Below are 22,779 nucleotides of genomic sequence, written 5' to 3'. Positions count from 1 at the left end.
CCGTCGTTCCGCTTACTGCGACGCGATCGTCGGCAGGATGCCGATCCGGTCGGACACCAGCGGCACGGCATTGAGCGCGCTTTGGCGATCGGGATACGGACCGATCCGCACGCGGTACAGATTATTGGCCTGTTCCACCGACGCCGGCGGCGCGCCTTCGGCGCCGAGCTGCGTATTGATGCGGCTGACCAGCGACTGCGCGTTGCCGGGCTGGCTGAACGCGCCCACCTGCAGGTAGACGCTGCCCGTGGCGGCGCCGGCAGCCGGACGCATCGGGGCGGGGCTGGGCGCGGCAGGCGCCAGGGGCTCGGGCGCCAACGGCACGGGGGTGGACGTCACCGGCGCCATGACCGGCGTGGAGCCCGTGGCCGATTCCGGTTCCGGCGCGGGGGCCGCAGGCGCGCCTTGCGAGGCCAGACGACGGATCTCTTCGGGCTGGATGGCTTCCACGACCACTTGTCCGCTGCCCGGGCCGATGATGCCCAGCTTGTAGGCCGCGACGTAGGACAAGTCCATGATGCGGTCGCTATGGAAGGGGCCGCGGTCGTTCACCCGCACGATGATCGTCTTGCCGTTGATCATGCTGGTCACCCGCGCGTAGCTGGGGATGGGCAGCGTCGTGTGCGCGGCGGTCATGGCATACATGTCGTAGGTCTCGCCGATCGACGTGGAGTTGCCATGGAATTTCTTGCCGTACCACGAGGCGATGCCGCGCTTCTTGTAGGCCTGGCCGCTGGTGTCGGGTACGTAGCGCTGGCCGAACACGACATAGGGCCGGTTCGCGCCGCTGGCGTAAGGTTCCAGCTTGGGCACCGCGTCGGGGATCTGGTCCAGGTTCGACGGCGGATTGGCGTCCGGCCCGTCGTCCTTGTAGTAGCCGCCCTTCTTGCGTCCGCCGCTGGTGGAGCAGCCTGCCACGGCGATCGCCAGCAGCAGCATGAAAAGGAAATGTAGCGGGCGGGAAAGCGTCATGCGGTTTCGTCGGGCAGTTGCGTGCGGTGGCGCACCAGCAGCGGGTCGTGGTCGGCAAAGCGCAGCGCCAGTTGCTCCACGACATACACCGAACGGTGCTGGCCGCCGGTGCAGCCGATGGCCACGGTCAGATAGTTGCGGGTGTCCTGCGTGTACAGCGGCAGCCAGCGTTTCAGGAAGCCCGCGATGTCGTCGATCATCAGGCCCACCTGCTCATACCCGGCGAGCCACGTGGCCACGGGTTCGTCGCGGCCGGTCAGCGGACGCAGGTTGCGGTCGTAATGGGGATTGGGCAAGCAGCGCACGTCGAACACCAGGTCCGCGTCGCCCGGTACGCCGCGCTTGTAGGCGAAGGATTCGAACGTCAGCACCAGCGGCGCGCGGTCCGCCTTGATCAGGTCGCGGATCCAGGCACGAAGCTGGCCGGGCGTCAGCTCTGACGTGTCGATGACGTGTTCCTGCTCGCGCAGCGGCGCCAGCAGCTCTCTTTCCAGCGCAATGCATTCGGTCAGCGACGGCGCCGTGCCACCGCGTTGCAGGCGGTCGGTCAGCGGATGGCGGCGGCGCGATTCGGAATAGCGCTGCACCAGCGTGGCCGTGTTGGCATCCAGGAAGACGACGCGCAGGCTGGTGCCCATGGCGCGCAGCGCGGTGACCACGTCGGGCAGTTCGGCCAGTTCACCCGGTGAGCGCACGTCGATTGCGACGGCGACGCGTTCCATGCCGTCATCGCGCGCCTGCGCAATGAACTCGGTCAGGAAACGGACGGGAAGATTGTCGACACAGGTGTAGCTCGCGTCCTCGAGCATGCGCAGCGCGACGGATTTGCCGGAACCGGAAATGCCGGTGACGAGGACGACTTTCAACATGGACATGATTGTGGCACGCTTTTCCAGGACGATGCCGGCGGGATAGCATCTGATATGGCCATAAACTCAGGATCTGCGCCTGTTCCCCGCTGCATGCCCTGACGTAAGCTAGGGGCCGCAGACGCCGCAGTTCCATCGCAGTTCCACTTTTACGCGCCCCGCCATCACGATTCGGGGGGTTGGAATTTGACCTAGATGTTAGCCCTCATTTCCTCTTGTAGTGTTTCACTGCCGCGGTTTTGGGCCTTCCGCAGCGCTTTGGCGGCTGCGGCTGTTGTGTTTATGTCCGCGCCGACGCTGGCGCAGCAGACGGCGCCGCCTACGCTGCAGCCCGACACCATGGCGGCCCGGGTCGCGGCCTGTACCGCCTGTCACGGCGCACAGGGCCGGGCGGGCGCCGACGGCTACTATCCGCGGCTGGCCGGCAAGCCGCAGGACTACCTCTATCACCAGCTTCTGAACTTTCGCGACGGGCGGCGGCAGTACCGGCCCATGACGCACCTGCTGGCCGGCTTGCCCGACGACTACCTGCGCGAGATGGCCGCGTACTTTTCCGAGCAGCATGTGCCGTATCCGGCGCCTGTTCGCGCGGACGTGTCCGCCGCCACGCTGGAGGCCGGTCGCCGGCTTGCCAAGGAGGGCGATGCGGCGCGCGGCCTGCCGGCCTGTGCGTCCTGTCACGGCGCGGCCCTGTCCGGCATGCTGCCCGCGATCCCAGGCCTGCTGGGTCTGCCGCGCGACTACATCGGCGCGCAGATCGGCGGCTGGAAGAACGGCCTGCGCCGCGCCGCCGCGCCGGATTGCATGGCCGACATCTCCAACAAGCTCACCCCCAACGACATCGGCGCCCTGGCGGCGTGGCTGTCGTCGCAGCCCGTCGTCGAGCCCTACGTGCCCGACGCCGCGAATTCGGTCCGGCTCCCCGCGGAATGCGGCAGCCAGGCGCAACGCTGAACGGGGCCGCGAATGACGCTGATGAAAAGAATCCTGGTTGTTCTGCTGCTGGTGGTCGTGGTGGCCGCAGGCACGTTGTATTGGCTCGGCACGCGTGACGATGCCAGCACCGGCCCCGCCGTGGCGGCGGCCGACGGCGCGGCGCAGATCGAGCGCGGCCGCTACCTGGCGCTGGCTGGAAACTGCATGGCCTGCCACACCAGCCGAGGGGGCAAGGCGTTTGCCGGCGGCACGCCTGTGCCTACGCCGTTCGGCACGGTGTACGGCCCGAACATCACGCCCGACGCGGAGACCGGCATTGGCGCCTGGACGGCCGACGACTTCTGGCGGGCGCTGCACAACGGCAAATCGAAGGACGGCACGCTGCTGTATCCGGCGTTCCCCTACACCGAATACACGCGCGTCACGCGCAGCGATTCGGATGCGCTGTATGCCTATCTGCGCAGCATTTCGCCCGTCAGGCAGGCCAACCGGCCGCCCGAGATGGCCTTTCCGTACGACCAGCGGATGCTGCTGGCGGCATGGCGCGCGCTGTATTTCAAGCCGGGAGTGCAAGAAGCCGATCCCGGTCAATCGGTCCAATGGAATCGCGGCCGCTATCTGGTCGAAGGGTTGGGCCATTGCGCGGCCTGCCACACACCCCGCAACAGCCTGGGCGCCACGCGCAGCGGCGACGCGCTGGCCGGCGGCGTGATTCCCGTGCTGGACTGGTACGCGCCGCCGCTGACGAACGACATGCAGACCGGCATGGGGCGCTGGTCGGCGCAGGACATCGCCACGCTGCTCAAGACCGGCATTGCGGCGCATTCGACGGTCAGCGGGCCGATGGCGGAAGTCGTGCTGGGAAGCACGCAGCACCTGACAGAGGATGACGCGCTGGGCATCGGCGTGTATCTGAAATCGCTGCCCGCCACGCCGCCCGCAACCGATGCGCGTGCCGCCGCGCCCGCGCCCGCGGCCATGGAGCTGGGCGGCAAGCTGTACAGCCAGCAATGCGCGCAATGCCACCAGGCGGACGGCAAGGGCAGCGGCACGGCGTGGCCCGCGCTGGCCGGCAATCCGACGGTGACTGCCCCGTCGCCAGTCAACGCCATCCGCATGGTGCTGGACGGCGGGTACGCGCCCGCCACGGCTGCAAACCCGCGTCCTCACGGCATGCCGCCATTTGGCCAGGTGCTGAACGACAACGACATTGCGATGCTCGTGACGTACATCCGCAATAGCTGGGGCAACGAGGCGGGCGGGGTCAGCGCGCTGGAGGTAAAGCGCGCGCGGGCGTCGTCGACGTTGAATTAGCGCTGATGAAGGCCGCGGGCGGATGTCCCGCGCGCGGCCGGACAGGCGCGCTAGCGTGCGGCGGTCGCCGCGCGACAGGCTTCGTGCGCCAGATCGCCCAGCGTGCGGATCGCGGCCTCGATGCCGGCTTCCCAGGGATGTCCGTAGTTCAGACGCAGCGCGCTTCCAAACTGGCCGCTGGCCGAGAAGATCGGGCCAGGCGCCACGCTAATGCCGCGCGCCAGCGCCTGGCGGTGCAGCGACAACGCATCCACGGCGGCGGGCAGTTCCAGCCACAGGAAGAATCCGCCCTGTGGCCGCGTTACGCGCGTGCCGGCGGGAAAGGCCTGTGCGATGGCGTCGGCCATGCGCTCCTGCTGCGCCTGCAAGGTCTGGCGCAGGCGACGCAGGTGGCGGTCGTAGCCACCCTGTTCCAGGTATTCGGCAATCGCGCCCTGTGCGGGGCCCGATGCCGACAGCGTCGATGACAATTTCAGGCGTTGCACCTGTTGGGCGTAGCGTCCGGCGCTGGCCCATCCGATGCGATAGCCGGGCGCCAGGCATTTCGAAAACGACGAGCAATGCAGCACCAGTCCGCGCGTGTCGTACGCCTTTGCGGGTACGGGCCGTGTCGTGCCGAAGTACAGCTCGCCATAGACGTCGTCTTCGATCAGCGGAATGTCGTGCCGCGCAAGCAGTTCGACCAGTTGCCGCTTTCGGTCGTCGGGCATCAGGCAGCCCAGCGGATTCTGGAATTGCGTCATCAGCCAGCAGGCGCGCGGTGCGTGACGCAGGATGGCAGCCTGCATCGCGTCCAGGTCGATGCCCGTGCGCGGATGGGTAGGGACTTCCAGCGCTTTCAGGCCAAGTCGTTCCAGCGCCTGCAGCGCACCATAAAAGGTGGGCGCCTCGACCATGACGGTGTCGCCCGGCTGCGTGACCGCTTGCAGACAGAGGTTCAACGCCTCCAGGGCGCCGTTGGTGACGACAATATCGGTGGCGGGCAGGTTGATGCCGCCGATCAGGTAGCGCAGCGCGATCTGCCGGCGCAGGCGCGGATTGCCGGGCGCCAGGTCTTCGACGGTGTCGCGCGGATCCTGGCGCTTCAGATGCGCGACCATGGCCTGCGCCAATCGCGGCAACGGAAACAGAAGCGGAGAGGGGAAGGCCGAACCGAGCGGCGTGACGTCACGGTTGCGCACCGAGCCGAGGATGTCGAAGATCCGCTCGCTCATCGCCAGTTCGGTGGATTCGCCGTCGGGACACGAGGCGCCCGGTTCGGGCGGCAGCGATTCGGCGGGGGCGTTGACGTAGTAGCCCGAGCGCGGCTGCGCGCGAATCAGGCCGCGCGCTTCTAGCAGGTAATAGGCTTGGAAGACGGTGGAAGGGCTGACGCCGCGCGCGGCGCACGCGTCGCGCACCGAAGGCAGCTTGTCGCCGGCACGCAGGACGCCGCTTGCAATCGACGCGGCGATCTCGTCGGCCAGGGTTTCGTAAAGGCTCACGATGCCGCAGGGCGACGTTGCGGGCTCATTTGCTGCTTTGGAGGATCGCCATGGCCTGGCGTTCCATGAACTCGCCCAGCGTGTCGATGCCGCGCAGTTTGAGGATAGTGTTGCGCACCGCCGCCTCGACCAGCACGGCCAGGTTGCGGCCCGCGGCCACTTGCAGCATCACCTTGCGCACGGGCAGTCCCAGCATGTCCTGGGTGATGTCCTGCAGCGGCAGGCGCTCGAACTTGTCCTGCGCCGTGGCGCGCACCAGGTGCACGATGAGCTTGAGCCGCATCTTGCGGCGCACCGACGTTTCGCCAAAGATCGTGCGGATGTCGAGCAGGCCCAGGCCGCGGACTTCGAGCAGGTTCTGCAGCAGTTGCGGACAGTGGCCTTCGATCATGTTGGGCGCGGTGCGCGAGAACTCGACCGCGTCATCGGCCACCAGCCCGTGGCCGCGCGAAATCAGTTCAAGGGCGAGTTCGCTCTTGCCCAGACCCGATTCGCCGGTGATCAGCACGCCCAATCCCAGCACGTCGAGGAACACGCCGTGCACCGTGGTGGTGGGTGCGAGCTTCTTGCCGAGATAGATGCGCAACAGGTCGATGAGCTGCGCGGCGGCCACCGGCGTGGACAGCAGCGGCACCTGGTGCTGGTCGCACTGGTCGACCAGATCTTGCGGCGGCGTCAGGCCATCGGCCAGCAGAATCGCCGGCACGCCGCCGATCAGCAGCTCGTCCATGTGGTGCATGCGGCGGCGCAGGTCGAAGCGCGTGTAGTACGCCAGCTCTTCCTGGCCGAACACCTGGATGCGCGACGGGTGAATCAGGTTCAAGTGGCCGACGAGGTCGGCGGCTGCCATGCCGTCGTCGGGAATCGCGCGGTCTGCGGCGCCCTGGCCCGAGATCCAGTTAAAGGGGATTTTGTCGGCGTTGTCGTCGACGAGTTCCTGCACCGTGAGCATGGCAGCGATTCCGCGTGGGATCAGAGTTGGCCGGTCGTGAGCATTTTGTGGACGATGGCCGGATCGGGCTCGGTGGCCAGGGCCTCGCGCAATGCCTTGTTGGACATCAGCTGGGCAAGTTCGGCCAGGATGTCCAGGTGCTGCTGCGTGGCGTTTTCAGGCACCAGCAGGCACAGCAGCATCGACACGGGCTGTCCGTCGGGCGCGTCGAAGGTGATGGGCTGGGCAAGGCGGATGAACGCCGCCAGTGCCTGCTCCAGACCCTTCACACGGCCATGCGGTACGGCCACGCCCTGACCCAGGGCAGTGGACCCCAGGCGCTCGCGGGCAAAAAGGCTGTCGAACACGAGGGCGCGTGCCAAGCCGTTGTTGTTTTCAAAAAGCAGACCGGCCTGTTCGAACGCACGTTTCTTGCTCGTGGCGAGCATATCGAGCACGACGTTGCCGGCGGGGAGGATGCGCGACAAATGATTCATCGGGGCATTATAGGGTTATATGACGCACTGCAACAATCAACCGACCCGGGCCTCGGAAGACCGAGATGCCAGCGGGACCACAAGAGCGACAGCATAGTCTGATCGCGATACCTTGTGGACATTCCTGGGCCTCGGAGGGTTCCCGCAGAGGCACGTATCGGACAAAGCCAGGGAAAACGCGAAGGGGCCGTCAGGCGGCAGCGGATGAAACAAAGGGGATTGGGTAGTGCAGGAGGGGAGTTTGCCGATGCCCCGGCTGGACGCAAGGTCTAGCGGGACACCGGGACTTAGGCAGGATCCGGGGATCGCTGTACTGCTAGTCGCTCAGGTGAGCGGTCATGAAGCGCGTTACTGCTGGGGTGGCGAGAGTGTCGCCGCTTGCCGCTTCACGGACTCTGCTGAATGACTCCTTACCTTGTCCTTGTGCTTGATGACCTGACGGTCGACTTTGTCAGCAAGAAGGTCTATGGCTGCATAGAGGTTTTCATCGGTTGCTTCACAATGAATGTCCTTGCCGCTCAGACGCATGGTGATTTCGGCTCTATGCCGCAGGGGCTCTACTGAGAGCATGACCTGGGTATCGATGACGTGATCGAAATGCCGCAGCACTCGCGCCAGTTTGTTCATGACATATTCCCGGATGGCCGGGGTGACGTCGAGGTGACGACCGCAGATGCTCAGGTTCATAGTGTGCTCTCCTTCTAAAAGAGGAAAAAATTGCGCAAAAGGCGCGGTGGGGTCGTAGGCGTTCTCCTTCAATAAGCAGGGTTCGTTTAGCTCTAGTGTATAGACTCGGGCCGATAAAACAAGCTGACCTACCGCAACTTCATGGCATTTTTATGGCTGAGCCCGAGGGCGTATGGCGGTCTATTTTTATGCGTTACGGGGTCTTTCAGGCAGTGGTTACATACGGAAGTGTTCGCCCAGGTACACCCGGCGAACGGCGGGGTCGCCCACGATTTCGTCGGGGTGGCCGTCGGTCAGTACCTTGCCTTCGCTGATGATGTAGGCGCGGTCGCAGATGCCCAGGGTTTCGCGCACGTTGTGGTCGGTGATCAGCACCCCGATCCCCCGGCCCTTCAGGAAGCGCACGATGCGCTGGATTTCGATGACCGCAATGGGATCCACGCCGGCGAACGGTTCGTCCAGCAGGATGAAACGCGGACTGGTGGCCAGCGCGCGCGCGATTTCCACGCGGCGGCGTTCACCGCCCGACAGCGAGATGGCGGCGTTGCTGCGGATGTGCCCGATCTGCAGTTCTTCGAGCAGCGATTCCATCTGTTCGTTGATCTTGGGGGTCGACAGCGGACGGCCATCCGCACCCACTTGCAGTTCAAGCACCGCGCGGATGTTCTGCTCCACCGTCAGGCGGCGGAACACGGAGGCGTCTTGCGGCAGGTACGACAGGCCCATGCGCGCGCGCTTGTGGATGGGCATCGCGGTGATGACGGAGCCGTCGATTTCAATGCGGCCGGCGTCCGCCGGCACCAGGCCGACGATCATGTAGAAGCTGGTGGTCTTGCCGGCGCCATTGGGGCCCAGCAGGCCGACGACTTCGCCGCTGACCACGGACAGGGACACGTCCTGCACGACGGTGCGGCCGTTGTAGGTCTTGCGCAGTCCGGTTGCGCGCAGGCTGCCCTGCTTGACGCCCGAAGGGGCGGAGGTCACGGGGGTCGGCACTGAAGGTTGATTCATCGTGGCTGCGATTGGTGTTGCGGGAGAAGCGCTTCAGCGCCCTTTCTTGGCTGCCTGCTGCGTGCGGCATTCGGCGACGGCGGCGTCCAGCTTGGCGCGCGGTTCGGCCAAGGAACGCACGCGTCCACCGGCCGCGGCGGAGTTCGGGCCGCCTTGCGCTTCGTAAGTGCCGGACTTCTCGTTGTAGCGTACCCGTTCGCCGCGAATGGTATCGAACGGTTTCCCACAGACGTAGCGGGTCACGATGGCCTGGCCGATCAGGTCGAACGTGCTGTTGGTGCCGTCGTATTCGGCGCGCAGGCCCTTGCCTTCGATGAGTTCGAAGTTTTCGGGGCGCTCCTGGCGGATGGTGACGACCTTGCCCTTGTTGGCCGTGGCCGTGCCGTACTGGTTGCCCTTGGCATCCTCGTTCATCTGCAGGGTGTCGGAGGTCAGCGTCATCAGGCCGCGCGTCATGTTGACGTTGCCGGTGAACACGCTTTGTTTCTTCACGTCGTCGTAGTGCAGCGTGTCCGACAGGATCAGCGTGCTGGGCTCTTCGGCCGGCGCGGCCGCTTTCGGTTCCGCCGCGTGGGCCGGCGCAAGCGCGCAGGCCGTCAATAGCACGGCGCCCATCAGGCGGGTCGTCGGGGCGAGGAGGGTCCGAAGGTCGGTCATGGTTTTTTCTGGTCAGTGTTGTTGGCTGGAATTTCGGTGCGGCGTTGCTGTCTGCCTTCCGAACCGGCAATTTCCACGTCGGTCGATGCCGAAACCTGCAATTGGCGAGTCTTGTTGTTGTAGTGCATGCCCGTGCCCTGCATGCGCGAGCGGCCCTTCAGGACCGTGGCAGGCAGGTCGGTGAAGACCACGTCTTCATCGGGCAGGATGATGAGTTGCTGGCTGCGCACGTCCAGCATGTCGTTCTCGGCGTCGGGCTGCCGCAGCACATGGGCGTCGCCTTGCATGACGATGCGCTTGCCGCCTTGTTCCATCACGGCCGTCTTGGACACCGCCACCGTGATCGGATTGGTCTCGCGCTGGCCCACGGCGCGGGGCGCCGTGACGTGATACGAGTCGTCGTCGGGGAAGTGTTCCATGTACTCGCCTTCCAGGCGATTGATGGGCTTGCCCGTGGGATCTGTGCGCAACATCACGAAATTGCGCGACCACGCATCCATTTCATGGGTGACGCGGCGCGGCGGGTCCACCTGGATGGCGCGTTGCGCGTAATCGGCCGCCCACCAAGAACTGGTGACCAGCACCAGCAGCAGGAACAGCGCGATCAGTGAGGGAAAGCGTTCTTTCATCGGGTGCGCCGCGAAGGCGTATTCGTTACGGGCGGAATCACTGGATCGCCCCGGGGCCAAGCAGGCCCGGCGCAGCCAGGAAGGCGCCCAGGCGGCCTTGCGAGGCCAACAGGAGATCGCAGCATTCGCGCACGGCCCCGCTTCCGCCGGGCAGGGTCGAAACCCAATGCGCGGCCTGGCTGACGTAGCCGGGGGCGTTGGGCACGCTGGCGGCAAAGCCCGCGCGCTGCAAGGCCGGCAGGTCGATGATGTCATCGCCCATGTAGCCGGTTTGATTCAGTTGGACACCGCAGCGCTGCGCAAGTTCGGTCAGGGCGGCGCCCTTGTCGCGTACGCCCTGGATGACTTCGGCGATACCGAGTTCGGCCGCGCGGCGCGCGACGATGGGGCCGGAACGGCCCGTGATCAGCGCGACTTTCAGTCCGCCTTCCATCAGCAGCCGCAGCCCGTGGCCGTCCAGCGCGTGGAAGCGCTTTTGCAGTTCGCCGCCTTCGCCGTAATAGAGGCTGCCGTCGGTCAGCACGCCGTCCACGTCAAAGACCATCAGGCGCACAGCCGCGGCGCGTTCGCGCACGATGGCGGGGATACGGGCAAGCACCAGCGCTTCGGCCGGGTGATTCAGGGAAGCAGAGAGGTTCATAGTCATACCACTTTAGCGGCCATCAGATCGTGCATGTGCAATGCGCCGACCAGCGCGCCGTCATTGTCCATCACCAGCATGTGATTGAGCCGTTGTTCGTCCATCTGCCGGGCGGCCTCGACGGCCAGCGCCTCAGGGTGGATGCTGCGCGGCGATCGCGTCATCCCGGCCTCGACGGTCAGGCTGCGGATGTCGCCGTGCCGCGCGATGAGACGGCGCAAGTCGCCGTCGGTAAAGATGCCCAGCGGGCGGTGCTGCGTGTCGGTCACGACCGTCATGCCCATGCCCTTGGCTGACATGACCTCCAGGGCCTGCGACACCGAGGTGCCCGCCGTGACGATGGGCAGGGCCGTTCCCTCGCGCATGACGTCGCGCACATGGGTGAGCAGCCGGCGGCCCAGCGCGCCGCCCGGATGCGAGCGGGCAAAATCCTGCGGCCCGAATCCGCGCGCTTCCAGGCAGGCGACGGCCAGGGCATCGCCCAGTGCCAGCGCGGCCGTGGTGCTGGCGGTGGGCGCCAGGTTCAGCGGGCAGGCCTCTTGCGCCACGCTGGCATCCAGGTGGATGTCGGCCTGGCGGGCCAGTTCGGATTGCGGGTTGCCGGTGATCGCCACCAGGCCGGCGCCCATGCGGCGCACCACGGGGAGGATGGTCAGCAGCTCCTCGCCCGAGCCTGAATAGGAAATGGCGATGAGGACGTCGTCGCGGGTGATCATGCCCAGGTCGCCATGGACGGCCTCGGCGGCATGTACGAAGAAGGCAGGCGTGCCGGTCGAGGCCAGCGTTGCGGCGATCTTGCGGGCAATGTGTCCCGTTTTTCCGATGCCGCTGACGACCACTCGGCCGCGGCAGGCAAGCAGCAGGTCGACGACCCGCGTGAAGCTGTCATCCAGCCGGGCGGACAGGTCCAGCAGGCCCTGGCTTTCGATCTGTAGCGTTCTGCGCGCGGATGCCAGCGCGGTGCCGGACGATGAGGTGGGATGGTCGGTCATGGGCGGATTTTAATCGCAGTATGCTAGTTTGCCCCGCGCAGGGGCGTATGGCATGCTGGCGAGTCTTTCAACGGCTTTCAAACTTTCCTTCCAGGCCCGCTCCATGTCCAGCATTTCCAGTCCCGTCCTTGGCACGCCACTGTCCCCCTTGGCCACCCGCGTCATGCTGCTGGGTTCCGGTGAGCTGGGCAAAGAGGTCATCATCGCCCTGCAGCGTCTGGGCGTCGAAGTCATTGCGGTGGATCGGTATGCGGACGCCCCGGGCCATCAGGTGGCGCACCGGGCGCATGTGGTCTCGATGACAGACCCGCAAGCCCTGCGGCAGGTCATCGAGCAGGAGCAGCCGCACGTTATTGTCCCCGAAATCGAGGCCATTGCCACCAGCCTGCTGGTGGAACTGGAAGCGGCCGGCGTGGCGCGGGTTACCCCGACGGCCCGCGCGGCCCAGCTCACCATGAATCGCGAGGGTATCCGCCGCCTGGCGGCCGAAACCCTGGGTTTGCCCACCTCGCCGTACAGCTTCGTCGACACCGAGGAAGAACTGCGCCAGGCCATCGACGGCGGCATCGGCTATCCGTGCGTCATCAAGCCGGTCATGTCGTCTTCGGGCAAGGGCCAGTCGGTCATCAAGAGCGCCGACGACGTCGCTTCCGCCTGGCGCTATGCCCAGGAAGGGGGCCGGGTCGGGGGCGGCCGCGCCATCGTCGAGGGGTTCATCCGCTTCGACTACGAAATCACGCTTCTGACCGTGCGTGCCCGCGGCGCCGACGGCCAGGTCGAGACCCGGTACTGCGAGCCCATCGGCCACAAGCAGGTCGACGGCGACTACGTCGAAAGCTGGCAGCCGCACCCCATGTCGCCCGCGGCGCTCCAGCGCGCCCGCGACATCGCGCTGGCCGTCACGTCCGAACTGGGCGGGCTGGGCATCTTCGGCGTCGAGCTCTTCGTGGCCGGCGACCAGGTCTGGTTCTCCGAGGTCAGTCCGCGTCCGCACGACACCGGCATGGTCACCATGATCACCCAGGTGCAGAACGAATTCGAACTGCACGCCCGCGCGCTCCTGGGGCTGCCCGTCGACCCCAGCCTGCGCCAGCCGGGCGCCAGCAGCGTCATCTATGGCGGCGTGGAAGCCAGGGCCGTGACTTTCCACGGCGTGGCCGAGGCGCTGGCCGAGCCCGGCACGGACATCCGACTCTTCGGCAAGCCCGAATCCTTCGTCAAGCGCCGCATGGGCGTAGGCCTGGCCGTGGCCGAGGACGTTGCCGCCGCCAGGGCCAAGGCCAAGCGCGTGTCCGCCGCCGTGACCGTCAAGGCCGGCTGATCGCCCAAATCCTTGCGTCGCTGACGGGGTAACGACCACCGTCAACGCCCCGCTTTCCCCCTTGAACGCCACCCGCCAACCGGCCGGTGGCGTTTTTGCCGTCCGTCGCGCCCGCCAAGTGTTGTATGGCTGTCACGTTGAACGGCTAATTTGCCCTGCGCGTCCTCTGAATGACGTGGGTTTGCGCCCTTGCCCCTGCGGCAAGTGTGGTTTGCGCTTTCTCATCGTTTGTTCGATAATTTCAGAAATTTCTGAAATCAACGTAACTGCATATGTCGTGCAGCGCGTCGTTGAGTTACCGGCTGATCCTCATGGCGCTTTCCCCCCAGATTGAACGTTTTGTCCTGCACTTCGGTGAAATGGGCAGCCGCTGGGGCGTGAATCGCACGGTCGGCCAGATCTATGCCCTGCTTTTTCTCGCGCCGCAGCCGCTCAATGCCGACGACATCGCCGAAGCCCTGGGCTTTTCGCGCTCGAACGTCAGCCTGGGCCTGAAAGAGCTGCAGTCCTGGCGCCTGGTCAAGCTGATCCATCAGGTGGGCGACCGCCGCGACTACTTCGAGACTCCCAAGGACGTCTGGGAAATCTTCCGCATCCTCATGGAAGAAAAGCGCAAGCGCGAAGTCGATCCCACCCTCACGCTCCTGCGCGACACGCTGCTGGAGTCGCCGTCCGGCGCGGACGAGGCCTACGCGCAACAACGAATGACCGAAATGCTGGAGCTCATCGAACTATCCACGGGGTGGTTCGATGAGGTTCAACGGCTGCCGCCCGAAACCCTCCAAAGCCTCATGAAACTTGGTTCCAAGGTGCAGAAGGTGCTGGGATTCGCCGGCAAATTGCGGGGCAAGGGCTGATCCGTCTCGCCTCGATTTTTCAGGAAACCTCTATGAAGTTGTTATGCAACGCCCCTAATATGGCGCGTCAGACGGCCTGGGAACCATGCCGGTTGCCGCAGCGCGTCGACGCCTTGGGAGCAGCCTCATGATTGATCTCGATGTCGTGAATCTCTCGCGGTTCCAGTTCGCCGCGACTGCGCTCTACCATTTCATCTTTGTCCCGCTCACCCTTGGCCTGTCGTTCATTCTGGCCATCATGGAAAGCGTGTATGTCATGACCGGACGCGCCATCTGGAAAAAGATGACGATGTTCTGGGGCACGCTGTTCGGCATCAACTTTGCGCTGGGCGTGGCCACCGGCGTGGTGATGGAGTTCCAGTTCGGCATGAACTGGTCCTACTACAGCCACTACGTCGGCGACATTTTCGGCGCGCCGCTGGCGCTTGAAGGGCTGATGGCGTTCTTCCTGGAAGCCACCTTCGTCGGCCTGTTCTTCTTCGGCTGGAACCGCATGTCCAAGGTCAGCCACCTGGCCGTGACCTGGCTGGTCGCCTTCGGCACCAACTTCTCGGCCCTGTGGATCCTGATCGCCAACGGCTGGATGCAGAACCCGGTCGGCGCGATCTTCAACCCCGACACGATGCGCATGGAAATGACCGACTTCGCTGCGGTCATCTTCAACCCGGTCGCGCAAGCCAAGTTCGTGCACACCGTCAGCGCCGGTTATGTGGCGGGCGCCATGTTCGTCATGTCGATCAGCGCCTGGTATCTGCTGCGCGGCCGTCATATCGATCTGGCCAAGCGCTCGATGGCGGTGGCGGCCAGCTTCGGTCTGGCCGGCGCCCTGTCGGTGGTCGTGCTGGGCGACGAAAGCGGCTACCTCACCACCGAACACCAGAAGATGAAGATCGCGGCCATGGAGTCCATGTGGCACACCGAGCCCGCGCCTGCGTCGTTCAACCTGTTCGCCATCCCGAACCAGGCCGAGCGCCGCAACGATTTCGCGATCGAGATTCCCTATGTCATGGGCATCATCGGCACGCGGTCGCTGACCACGCCGCTGCTGGGCATCAACGACCTGATCCTGCGCGCCGAGAACCGCATCCGCGACGGCCTCGTGGCGTATGAGGCCTTGCAGAAGATCCGCGCCAATCCCAAGGACGTCGATGCCCGCATGGTGTTCGACAAGACCTGGCCGGACCTGGGCTATGCGCTGCTGGTCAAGCGCTATCAACCAGACGTCAGCAAGGTCACCGAGGCGGACATCAAGCAGGCCGCGATCGATACCGTGCCGACGGTGGCGCCGCTGTTCTGGGCGTTCCGCATCATGGTCGCGGTGGGCATGTACCTGATCCTGTTCTTCGGCGTGGCGTTCTGGCTTGCCTCGCGCGGCCGCCTGGACAAGCGTCCGGCGCTGCTCAAGGTGGCGTTGTGGAGCCTGCCGCTGCCGTGGGTCGCGATCGAAAGCGGCTGGTTCGTCGCCGAGTACGGCCGCCAGCCCTGGGTGATCGAAGGCGTGCTGCCCACGTACTACGCGGCGTCGGGTCTGACCATGACCGACCTCGTCATCAGCCTGTCGATCTTCCTGGTGCTGTACACGATCCTGCTCATCATCGGCGTGAAGGTCATGCTGCACGCCATCAAGGCCGGACCGAAATCCGACGGGCCGGCGCCGGGTGATGCCGCCGCCGATCCCGTCCACGCCGCCGTGCGCGCCTAAGGGGAGAAACGCAAATGGATACCCTAATTCCTTTTGACTACGGCACGCTGCGCGTGGTGTGGTGGGTGCTGCTGGGCGCCTTGCTCATCGGCTTTGCCGTCATGGACGGCTTTGACCTGGGCGTGGCGGCGCTGTTGCCGGTGGTCGCCAAGACCGACGCCGAGCGCCGCATCGTCATCAACGTGGTGGGACCGGTCTGGGAAGGCAATCAGGTCTGGCTCATCACGGCGGGCGGCGCCATCTTTGCCGCGTGGCCCTTGCTCTATGCCGCATCGTTCTCCGGCTTTTATCTGGCGATGATGCTGGTCCTGCTGGCGCTGATCCTGCGGCCGGTGGGCTTCAAGTACCGCAGCAAGATGGAAGGCACGCGCTGGCGCAATCGCTGGGACGCCGTGCTGTGCTTCTCGGGCGTCGTGGCATCGCTGGTGTTCGGCGTGGCGATGGGCAACATCGTGCTGGGCGTGCCGTTCACGTTCGACGCCGTGACGCTGCGCCCGATCTACGAAGGGCACTTCTTCCAGCTGTTCATGCCGTTCGCCCTGCTTGCGGGCGTGCTAAGCGTGGTGATGCTGGCCATGCACGGCGCGGTGCTGCTGGCCTGGCGCACGGATGACCCCGTGTCCTCGCGCGCTCGCAACTGGGGCCGTCTGTGCGCGGTGCTGACGGCGGTGCTGTTCGTGGCCGGCGGCTTCTGGGTCGCGGGCGGCGTGCCGGGTCATGCAATCACCAGCGCGGTCGATATGTCCGCGCCGTCCGATCCGATGCTCAAGACCGTGTCGGTGCAGACCGGCGCCTGGATGGCCAATTACGCGAAGTGGCCGTGGATGTGGATCGCGCCCGCGCTGGGCGTGGCGGGCGCGGTGCTGGCGGCGCTGCTGCTGACCGTGCGCGCCAACATGCTGGCATTCCTGTCGTCCTCGGCATCGATCGCCGGCGTGATCCTGACGGTGGGCTTCTCGCTCTTTCCGTTCATCATGCCGTCCTCGACCAATCCGAAGGCCGGCCTGACCATCTGGGACGGTTCGTCCAGCCACCTGACGCTGTGGATCATGGTGATCGCCGTAGCGATCTTCCTGCCCATCGTGACCCTCTACACCGGCTGGGTGTATCGCGTCATGCGCGGCAAGGTCACCCATGAATCGGTGGGCGACACGCCCAACTCGTACTGATAAAGGAGCCTCCACCATGTGGTATTTCTCGTGGATCCTCGGCCTCGGCCTGGCGTGCGCATTCGCCATTCTCAATGCGATGTGGTTCGAGCTGCGCGAAGGTCAGACGCATGACCCGAAAGCCAGCCGCGACGTCGAGTGAGTAACGGCGCAAGCAGCCTCGAGCACGACCCGTCGGCGTCTCTGCAGAAGCCGCCGCGCGAGCAGTCGCGGTGGCTGATGGGGCTGGCCCGGTCGGCACGGTTTCCGCTGATGCTGGCGGCCGCCGCGCCGCTGGTGAGCGGCGCTTTGCTGGTCGTGCAGGCCTGGCTGCTGGCCAGGGTGCTCGATTCGGCCATCGTGGGACATGTGCCCCGGCATGAACTGATTGGCGGCATCGCCGCCATCGCAGGGCTGATGCTGGTGCGCGCATGCATCACGTGGGCGGGCGAGCGCGCTGGCGCGGATGCGTCCGAACGCATCAAGCGCCACGTGCGCCAGTCCCTGTTCCAACGCCTGGTGCAGAAGGGCCCTTACTGGAGCCGCGGCAAGGCGTCGGGTGAACTGGCGAGCGCCGTGGTCGACCAGGTAGAGGCGCTGGATGGCTTCTTTGCGAAGTACCTGCCCGCGATGGCCGCGGCGGCAATGCTGCCGGTGGCCTTCTCGGTCGTGCTGTTGCCGGTGGATGTGATCGCCGGTCTGGTGCTATTGATTACCGCGCCGCTGATTCCGCTGTTCATGGCGCTGGTGGGGTGGGGGGCGCAAGGCGCCAGCCGCCGCCACCTGCGTGCCTTCGCCCGCCTGTCGGGCTTTTTCGCGGACCGCCTGCGCGGGCTGTCCACCCTGAAACTGTATGGGCGCGCGCAGGCCGAGGCGCAGTCCGTCGTGGCGGCCAGCGATGCGCTGCGCCAGCGGACGATGTCGGTGCTGCGCATCGCGTTCCTGTCGTCGGCCGTACTGGAATTCTTCGCCGCGCTGGGCGTGGCGGGTGTTGCGGTGTACATCGGCCTGACGTACCTGGGATTCCTGGACGTGCGCTGGTCACCACTGACGCTGCAGGCCGGGCTGTTCTGCCTGTTGATGGCGCCCGAGGTCTATGCGCCGCTGCGCCAGTTTGCCGCCCACTATCACGACCGCGCGACGGCGCTGGCTGCCGTGACGCAGATCGCCGTCCTGTTCGACGGCCTGCCGCAAGCCGATGCCGAAGACACGTCCGCACTGCGCGGCCAACCCGCGCATGCGGGCAAGGGCGCGGTGGTTACCGTGGAAGGTCTGCGCGCCGAGGCGCCGGGCCGTGGCCAGCCGGTGCTCGCAAATGCTGCCCTGGTCCTGGCGCCGGGTGAGCACGTGGCGCTGATGGGACCGAGCGGCGTCGGAAAATCCACGCTCATCGAGGCCATCGCCCGTCTGCGGCCGGCCAGCGGCGAAATCCGCATCGATGGCTTGCCGTTGGCGCAATGGGATGAAGCCGCCTTGCGTCAGCGCGTGGCGCTGATCGGCCAGCGGCCGCAGTTGCTGGCCGGATCGATCGCCGACAACATCCGGCTGGGCCAGCCCGGCGCCACGGATGCACAGGTGCAGGACGCCGCGCGCCGCGCCTGCGTGCTGGAATTCACGCAAGACCTGCCGCACGGCCTGGACACCGCACTGGGCAGCCGCGGCCATGGCTTGTCCGGCGGACAGGCGCAGCGCGTGGCGCTGGCCCGTCTGTTCCTGCGGGACCCTGGCCTGATTCTGCTGGACGAACCTACCGCGCATCTGGACGAAGCGACGCAGGCTCGGGTGCTGGACGAGATCCTGCAGTTCTCCGCTGGCCGCACCCTGGTGCTGGCGACGCATTCGCCCGCGGTGGCCGCGCGATTTGGCCGGGTGGCGCGCGTCGCCAATGGCACGGTGAAAGACGCATGAAGAATCTGTTGTTGCTCCTGCCCTTATACGCGCGCCGCAAAGGCGGGCTTTTACTCGCATTGTTCTGTGCGCTGGCGACCGTCGCGGCCGGCGTCGGGTTGCTGGGCGTATCGGGGTGGTTTCTGACCGGCGCGTTCCTGGCCGGCGCCGGCAGCGTATTCAACCTGTTCGCGCCCTCCGCGCTGGTGCGCGGGCTGTCGTTCCTGCGCATCGTGTCGCGCTACGCCGACCGCGTGGTCGGGCATGCCGCCACCTTGCGCCTGCTGGCGGATCTGCGCGCCATGGTGTTTGCGGCGCTGACCCGGCTGACGCCGCGCCAGCTTTCGCGTTATCGCAGCGGCGACCTGGTCGCCCGCATGACGAACGACGTCGATGCGCTGGATACGGTATTTCTGTTTGTGCTGGCGCCGCTGGCCACCGCAATACTAGCCGGGGCGGTGCTCACCGCCGTGCTGGGGCAATGGGTGCCGGCCGCGGCGCTGATTTTTGCATTGGCCCTGTTGGCCGCGTGCGTGGTGGTGCCCTTGTGGCTATTGCGCGCGGCGCGCAAACCGGGCGTGTCGGCGCAGGAAAGTGCGGCAGGATTGCGCGCGGCCACGCTGGACGCCGTGGAGGGTCACGCGGACATGGTTGCCCTGCATGCGCAGGAGCAGACGCTGGCGCACTTCGAGCGTCTGTGCGAGGCAAGCGCTCTGGCGCGACGCAGCCAGGCACGGGTGGCGGTGCGCGGACAATGGTTCCTGCAGGTGGCCGCAGGTGTGGCGGTGTTGGCGCTGCTGTGGTTCGGTCTCGCCGGGCTTGAGTCGGGACGGATCGAAGGCCCTCTCCTGGCCGGTCTGCTGCTGGCCGTCATCGGCATCTTCGAGGTTGCCGGCCCGATCATGCGGGGCGCATCCCGGATGGGTTCCGCGATGTCGGCGGCGGCGCGCATCCGCGAGATCACGCAAAGCGAACCCGACATGCAGGATCCGGCGATGCCGCGCCCGCTGCCCACAAACGGTGCGTTGGAGCTGGCGGGTGTGCGCTTTGCGTACCCGGCCCGCGCAGCAGGCGACAGTGCGCCGGTGCTGCGGGACGTCAACCTGCGGATCGAGCCGGGCGAACGCGTGGCGATCGTGGGCGCAAGCGGCGCGGGCAAGTCCACGCTGCTGCATCTGATCCTCAGGCTCGAGGATCCGCAGGGCGGGCAGGTCCGGTTCGGCGGTCGCGATGCGCGCGAATGCGCACAGGCGGACTGGCATCGGCGGATCGTCCTGCTGTCGCAGGACGCGCCGGTGTTTCTGGGTACGCTTCGCACCAATCTGTTGATCGGCGATCCCGATGCCGACGATGCCGCGTTGTGGCGCGCCCTGGATGCGGCACGGCTTGGCGATTTCGTGCGCGGCCTGCCCGATGGCCTGGACACGTGGGCCGGCGAGACGGGTTCGCAACTGTCGGCCGGGCAGGCACGGCGCCTGTGTCTGGCCAGAGCCTTGCTGGCGCCTGCCGCCGTCATCGTGCTGGACGAACCGACCGCCGGATTGGACGCCGCGGCCGAAACCGCGTTCTTCGCGGATCTGGCGCAGGCGGTACACGGGCGCACCGTGGTGCTGGCCACGCATGCGGCATTGCCCGAGGGTGCGGTGCATCGTTGCCATGTGTTGCGCGATGGGCAATTGCATGACATGTCATCGCGCGCGGCAATCCTGGCTTAAGCGCAGCGGCGCGGTTATAGTTCGCCTTGCTTCAATTCTTCAGGGCCGATTCCATGCAGACCGACAACGCCGAGTTCATCCGGCGCACCATCCGCAGCGTTCCGGACTGGCCCCAACCCGGCGTCACGTTCCGCGATATCACGCCGGTGCTGCAGGACCCTCGTGCGTTCCGTGTCCTGATCGATCTCTTCGTCTATCGCTACATGCGCCAGCGCCTGGATCTGGTGGCGGGTGTGGACGCGCGCGGCTTCATCGTGGGCAGCGTGCTGGCTTATGAACTGAATCTGGGGTTCGTGCCCGTGCGCAAGAAGGGCAAGCTGCCCTATCGCACGGTGGCCGAGGAATACTCGCTGGAATACGGCAATGCCGCCGTCGAGATGCATACCGATTCGGTCCGCACGGGCCAGCGCGTCCTGCTGGTGGACGATCTGATCGCCACCGGGGGCACCATGCTTGCGGCCATCAAGCTGCTGCAGCGCCTGGGCGCCAACGTGGTGGAAGCCGCCGCCATCATCGACCTGCCGGATCTCGGCGGCTCGGCCAAGGTGGCCGCGACCGGCACGCCGCTTTACACGGTCTGTCAGTACGGCGCGGACACGACGCCGTAGTCCGTGTTGTCGTGATGGCGCCGCAGCTCGGCGCCGTCCTTCGGTGCTGTCCTTCAGCACCGCCCTTCAGCACCATTTGCTAGTTACGCCTCCGACAAGCGCGGCTGGATGAAGTCCAGGAACGCCTTCGTCTTGGCGGGCAGCATGCGCGAAGGCAGCAGCGCAAACAAGGGAAGGGGAGTCAGACTCCATTCCGGCAATACGCGCACCAGGCCCGTCTGCTTGATGGCGCGCTCCATCGCATCAAACACCAGCAGCGGCGTGATGCCCAAACCCTGGCCGGCCAATCGCCCCAGCATCCCCACGTTATTGGCCGACAGGCGACCAGACACCTGAACGCGTTCCACCTTGTCGCCCGAATGGAGCATCCAGAAGGACGACTCCTCGCGCATGGTCGGGCGCAGGCATTCGTGGTGCGTCAGGTCTGCCGGCACACGCGGTTCTCCATGGCGCGCCAGGTATTCGGGCGACGCATAGAGCTGGTGCGCCATCAGCACGATCTTGCGCGAGATGAGGCTGGAATCGGGCTGCTGCCCAAAGCGCAGGATCAGGTCGAACGGATTGCTGATGGGATCGATCGGGCGCATGCTCAGGTCGAAGTCGCACTCGATATCGGGATGCTGTTCGCGGAACTCGCGGATCACGGCGGGCAGGAACAACTGCGCAAGACTGGTGGGCAGCGAGATCCGCAGGCGGCCCTTGGGCTGAACTGCCATGTCCAGCAACTGATCGTGCGCGATGCGCGCCTCTTCGACGATGTGCCGGCAGCGTTCAAAGTAGATTGCGCCCGCTTCGGTCAGGTCGATCTTGCGGGTGCTGCGATTGAGCAGCCGCATCCCGACGCTGCGTTCCAGCTCGCTGACCCGGCGCGACAGCGTGGAGGTCGGGATATTCAGGGCTTGGGCGGCGTGGCTGAAGTTCTTGCGCTTGGCGACCTCGACGAATAGCGCGATGTCGTTAAGCTGGATGTCCATGAATGCCCTCGAGACTCAAATTTCCATTTCTGGCAGATTCGTATGATAAATGGAATTATTGTCCCGCCAGTAGAAATGTCTATTTCTCCGGATTGCACAACAGTTCCATCGCGCGCCGCGTTTAGATTGCGTTACCTAGCTTGCGCGAAACTGAATGAGCTCAACGCCTGCGCGCATGGTGCATCAGTCTGGCGAGCAGGTTCATATGCCGTGTCCCGCACGGATACGACTTGCAATTGTCCCATCCGTGCAAATATGTTCACCAAATCAAGGGTTTTTACTAGGACCTAATAACCAGATACTTCGTCCCAGCAATCAAATTGTCATATCGAATGCCGCCAACCCGGCGCAAGACGATGTGCAACGTTTAGGATGGAGTCATCTCAATGAAAGCCCTAGCAACCGCACTCATGGTTACCGCTACCCTGGTCGGCATGTCCGCCGCTCACGCCGATGGCAAGACGCGTGAACAAGTCCAGCAGGAACTGCAAGCCGCCAAGGCCGCAGGCACCGTCACCTTTGGTGAACTGGACTATCCGCCCGCCGTCGCACAGACCACCAGCCTGTCGCGCGAACAGGTTCAGCAGGAATTGCAAAGCGCCAAGGCCGCAGGTCAGGTGACGAGCGCTGAACTGGATTACCCGCCCAAGACCGTTGCGCAGACCGCCGGCAAGAGCCGTGCAGAAGTTCGTCAGGAACTGGCCGACGCCAAAGCGCGCGGCGAATACACGTTTGGCGAACTGGACTACCCGCCCAAGGGCCGCTGATTTCCAGCGCTGGCGCGCCGCGCCGCCCCGCAGGTCACCGAAAGAACCCCTTGTGACGCCGAGGGGTTTTTTTGCGCCCCGCGTTTTTATCTGTGCGGAAACAGTGTGGCGTTTACGCCGCACAACTATTCCGCCCGCACTACATATGTTGCCGGCCGGAAGGGCAAGGAAAGCCGCATCT

General features: G+C 65.7%; 23 protein-coding genes. 11 read left to right on the top strand and 12 right to left on the bottom strand.

What is annotated here, in order from left to right; translation table 11 throughout:
- Window positions 1-12: 12 nt before the first annotated feature.
- Together AB3147_RS26730 and rapZ are read right to left on the bottom strand one after the other, a co-directional pair.
- Entirely contained in the window at window positions 13-972 is a 960-nt protein-coding gene (locus AB3147_RS26730) for a septal ring lytic transglycosylase RlpA family protein (RefSeq protein WP_367353411.1), read from the bottom strand.
- Window positions 969-1,841, bottom strand: coding sequence for an RNase adapter RapZ (rapZ, locus tag AB3147_RS26725; protein ID WP_056566400.1), 873 nt, complete (start codon window positions 1,839-1,841; stop codon window positions 969-971). The genes AB3147_RS26730 and rapZ overlap by 4 nt, the downstream gene beginning before the upstream one ends.
- A gap of 195 nt (window positions 1,842-2,036) precedes the next feature.
- Between rapZ and AB3147_RS26720 the strand changes: the two genes are divergently transcribed.
- Window positions 2,037-2,795 carry a c-type cytochrome gene (locus AB3147_RS26720; RefSeq protein WP_367353410.1) on the top strand — a complete coding sequence of 253 codons (759 nt, stop codon included), beginning with the start codon at window positions 2,037-2,039 and terminating at the stop codon, window positions 2,793-2,795.
- A gap of 12 nt (window positions 2,796-2,807) precedes the next feature.
- A complete protein-coding gene (locus AB3147_RS26715) occupies window positions 2,808-4,091 on the top strand; it encodes a c-type cytochrome (protein ID WP_367353409.1) in 1,284 nt (427 codons plus the stop codon).
- Window positions 4,092-4,141: 50 nt separating this feature from the next.
- On the opposite strand, the gene AB3147_RS26710 is transcribed toward AB3147_RS26715, so the two are convergent.
- The 9 genes from AB3147_RS26710 to AB3147_RS26670 form a co-directional block, all read right to left on the bottom strand.
- Window positions 4,142-5,575, bottom strand: a complete 1,434-nt coding sequence (locus AB3147_RS26710; protein WP_367353408.1) for an aminotransferase-like domain-containing protein — start codon at window positions 5,573-5,575, stop codon at window positions 4,142-4,144.
- Window positions 5,576-5,600: 25 nt separating this feature from the next.
- Complete coding sequence (gene hprK / locus AB3147_RS26705) at window positions 5,601-6,527, bottom strand: HPr(Ser) kinase/phosphatase (RefSeq protein WP_006216298.1); 927 nt, start codon at window positions 6,525-6,527, stop codon at window positions 5,601-5,603.
- 20 nt (window positions 6,528-6,547) lie between these two features.
- On the bottom strand, window positions 6,548-7,003 hold the full coding sequence (locus AB3147_RS26700) for a PTS sugar transporter subunit IIA (RefSeq protein ID WP_175122034.1): 456 nt from the start codon (window positions 7,001-7,003) through the stop codon (window positions 6,548-6,550).
- A 348-nt stretch (window positions 7,004-7,351) separates the two neighbouring features.
- Complete coding sequence (gene hpf / locus AB3147_RS26695; protein WP_056319592.1) at window positions 7,352-7,690, bottom strand: ribosome hibernation-promoting factor, HPF/YfiA family; 339 nt, start codon at window positions 7,688-7,690, stop codon at window positions 7,352-7,354.
- Window positions 7,691-7,906: 216 nt separating this feature from the next.
- On the bottom strand, window positions 7,907-8,701 hold the full coding sequence (gene lptB / locus AB3147_RS26690) for an LPS export ABC transporter ATP-binding protein (RefSeq protein WP_169271627.1): 795 nt from the start codon (window positions 8,699-8,701) through the stop codon (window positions 7,907-7,909).
- Window positions 8,702-8,734: 33 nt separating this feature from the next.
- Window positions 8,735-9,358 carry a lipopolysaccharide transport periplasmic protein LptA gene (gene lptA / locus AB3147_RS26685; RefSeq protein ID WP_367353407.1) on the bottom strand — a complete coding sequence of 208 codons (624 nt, stop codon included), beginning with the start codon at window positions 9,356-9,358 and terminating at the stop codon, window positions 8,735-8,737.
- Window positions 9,355-9,987 carry an LPS export ABC transporter periplasmic protein LptC gene (gene lptC, locus AB3147_RS26680; RefSeq protein WP_175186334.1) on the bottom strand — a complete coding sequence of 211 codons (633 nt, stop codon included), beginning with the start codon at window positions 9,985-9,987 and terminating at the stop codon, window positions 9,355-9,357. The genes lptA and lptC overlap by 4 nt, the downstream gene beginning before the upstream one ends.
- A 37-nt stretch (window positions 9,988-10,024) precedes the next feature.
- A complete protein-coding gene (locus AB3147_RS26675) occupies window positions 10,025-10,633 on the bottom strand; it encodes a KdsC family phosphatase (protein WP_191578447.1) in 609 nt (202 codons plus the stop codon).
- The gene (locus AB3147_RS26670; protein WP_367353406.1) at window positions 10,630-11,619 is read right to left on the bottom strand and encodes a KpsF/GutQ family sugar-phosphate isomerase; all 990 of its coding nucleotides are present in this window, start codon (window positions 11,617-11,619) and stop codon (window positions 10,630-10,632) included. Before AB3147_RS26670 ends, AB3147_RS26675 begins: the two co-directional genes overlap by 4 nt.
- A gap of 103 nt (window positions 11,620-11,722) precedes the next feature.
- Here AB3147_RS26670 and purT point away from each other — a divergent pair, with 103 nt between their 5' ends.
- From purT to AB3147_RS26630, 8 genes are all read left to right on the top strand, one after another.
- The gene (purT, locus tag AB3147_RS26665; protein WP_367353405.1) at window positions 11,723-12,940 is read left to right on the top strand and encodes a formate-dependent phosphoribosylglycinamide formyltransferase; all 1,218 of its coding nucleotides are present in this window, start codon (window positions 11,723-11,725) and stop codon (window positions 12,938-12,940) included.
- Window positions 12,941-13,251: 311 nt separating this feature from the next.
- On the top strand, window positions 13,252-13,797 hold the full coding sequence (locus AB3147_RS26660; protein ID WP_175122040.1) for a GbsR/MarR family transcriptional regulator: 546 nt from the start codon (window positions 13,252-13,254) through the stop codon (window positions 13,795-13,797).
- A gap of 127 nt (window positions 13,798-13,924) precedes the next feature.
- Window positions 13,925-15,499, top strand: coding sequence for a cytochrome ubiquinol oxidase subunit I (locus tag AB3147_RS26655; RefSeq protein WP_367353404.1), 1,575 nt, complete (start codon window positions 13,925-13,927; stop codon window positions 15,497-15,499).
- Between the two features lie 14 nt (window positions 15,500-15,513).
- Entirely contained in the window at window positions 15,514-16,668 is a 1,155-nt protein-coding gene (cydB, locus tag AB3147_RS26650; protein ID WP_218342600.1) for a cytochrome d ubiquinol oxidase subunit II, read from the top strand.
- Window positions 16,669-16,684: 16 nt separating this feature from the next.
- Entirely contained in the window at window positions 16,685-16,810 is a 126-nt protein-coding gene (cydX, locus tag AB3147_RS26645; RefSeq protein WP_175122043.1) for a cytochrome bd-I oxidase subunit CydX, read from the top strand.
- On the top strand, window positions 16,807-18,555 hold the full coding sequence (gene cydD / locus AB3147_RS26640; RefSeq protein ID WP_438861011.1) for a thiol reductant ABC exporter subunit CydD: 1,749 nt from the start codon (window positions 16,807-16,809) through the stop codon (window positions 18,553-18,555). Before cydX ends, cydD begins: the two co-directional genes overlap by 4 nt.
- Window positions 18,552-20,249, top strand: coding sequence for a thiol reductant ABC exporter subunit CydC (gene cydC, locus AB3147_RS26635; protein ID WP_367353403.1), 1,698 nt, complete (start codon window positions 18,552-18,554; stop codon window positions 20,247-20,249). Before cydD ends, cydC begins: the two co-directional genes overlap by 4 nt.
- Before the next feature lie 53 nt (window positions 20,250-20,302).
- Window positions 20,303-20,857, top strand: a complete 555-nt coding sequence (locus tag AB3147_RS26630; RefSeq protein ID WP_056319625.1) for an adenine phosphoribosyltransferase — start codon at window positions 20,303-20,305, stop codon at window positions 20,855-20,857.
- A gap of 83 nt (window positions 20,858-20,940) precedes the next feature.
- Here AB3147_RS26630 and AB3147_RS26625 read toward each other — a convergent pair whose 3' ends face one another.
- Window positions 20,941-21,831, bottom strand: a complete 891-nt coding sequence (locus AB3147_RS26625) for a LysR family transcriptional regulator (protein WP_367353402.1) — start codon at window positions 21,829-21,831, stop codon at window positions 20,941-20,943.
- Between the two features lie 386 nt (window positions 21,832-22,217).
- On the opposite strand from AB3147_RS26625, the gene AB3147_RS26620 reads away from it, so the two are divergent.
- Entirely contained in the window at window positions 22,218-22,598 is a 381-nt protein-coding gene (locus AB3147_RS26620; protein ID WP_105241081.1) for a DUF4148 domain-containing protein, read from the top strand.
- The last annotated feature ends 181 nt before the right edge of the window (window positions 22,599-22,779 follow it).

It is taken from the genome of Achromobacter animicus, assembly GCF_040775605.1.
In the GTDB taxonomy this organism is placed as follows: Bacteria; Pseudomonadota; Gammaproteobacteria; order Burkholderiales; family Burkholderiaceae_B; genus Achromobacter; species Achromobacter animicus.
Note: the sequence above shows the minus strand (reverse complement) of the source record. Positions and strands in the feature narration are given on the sequence as shown.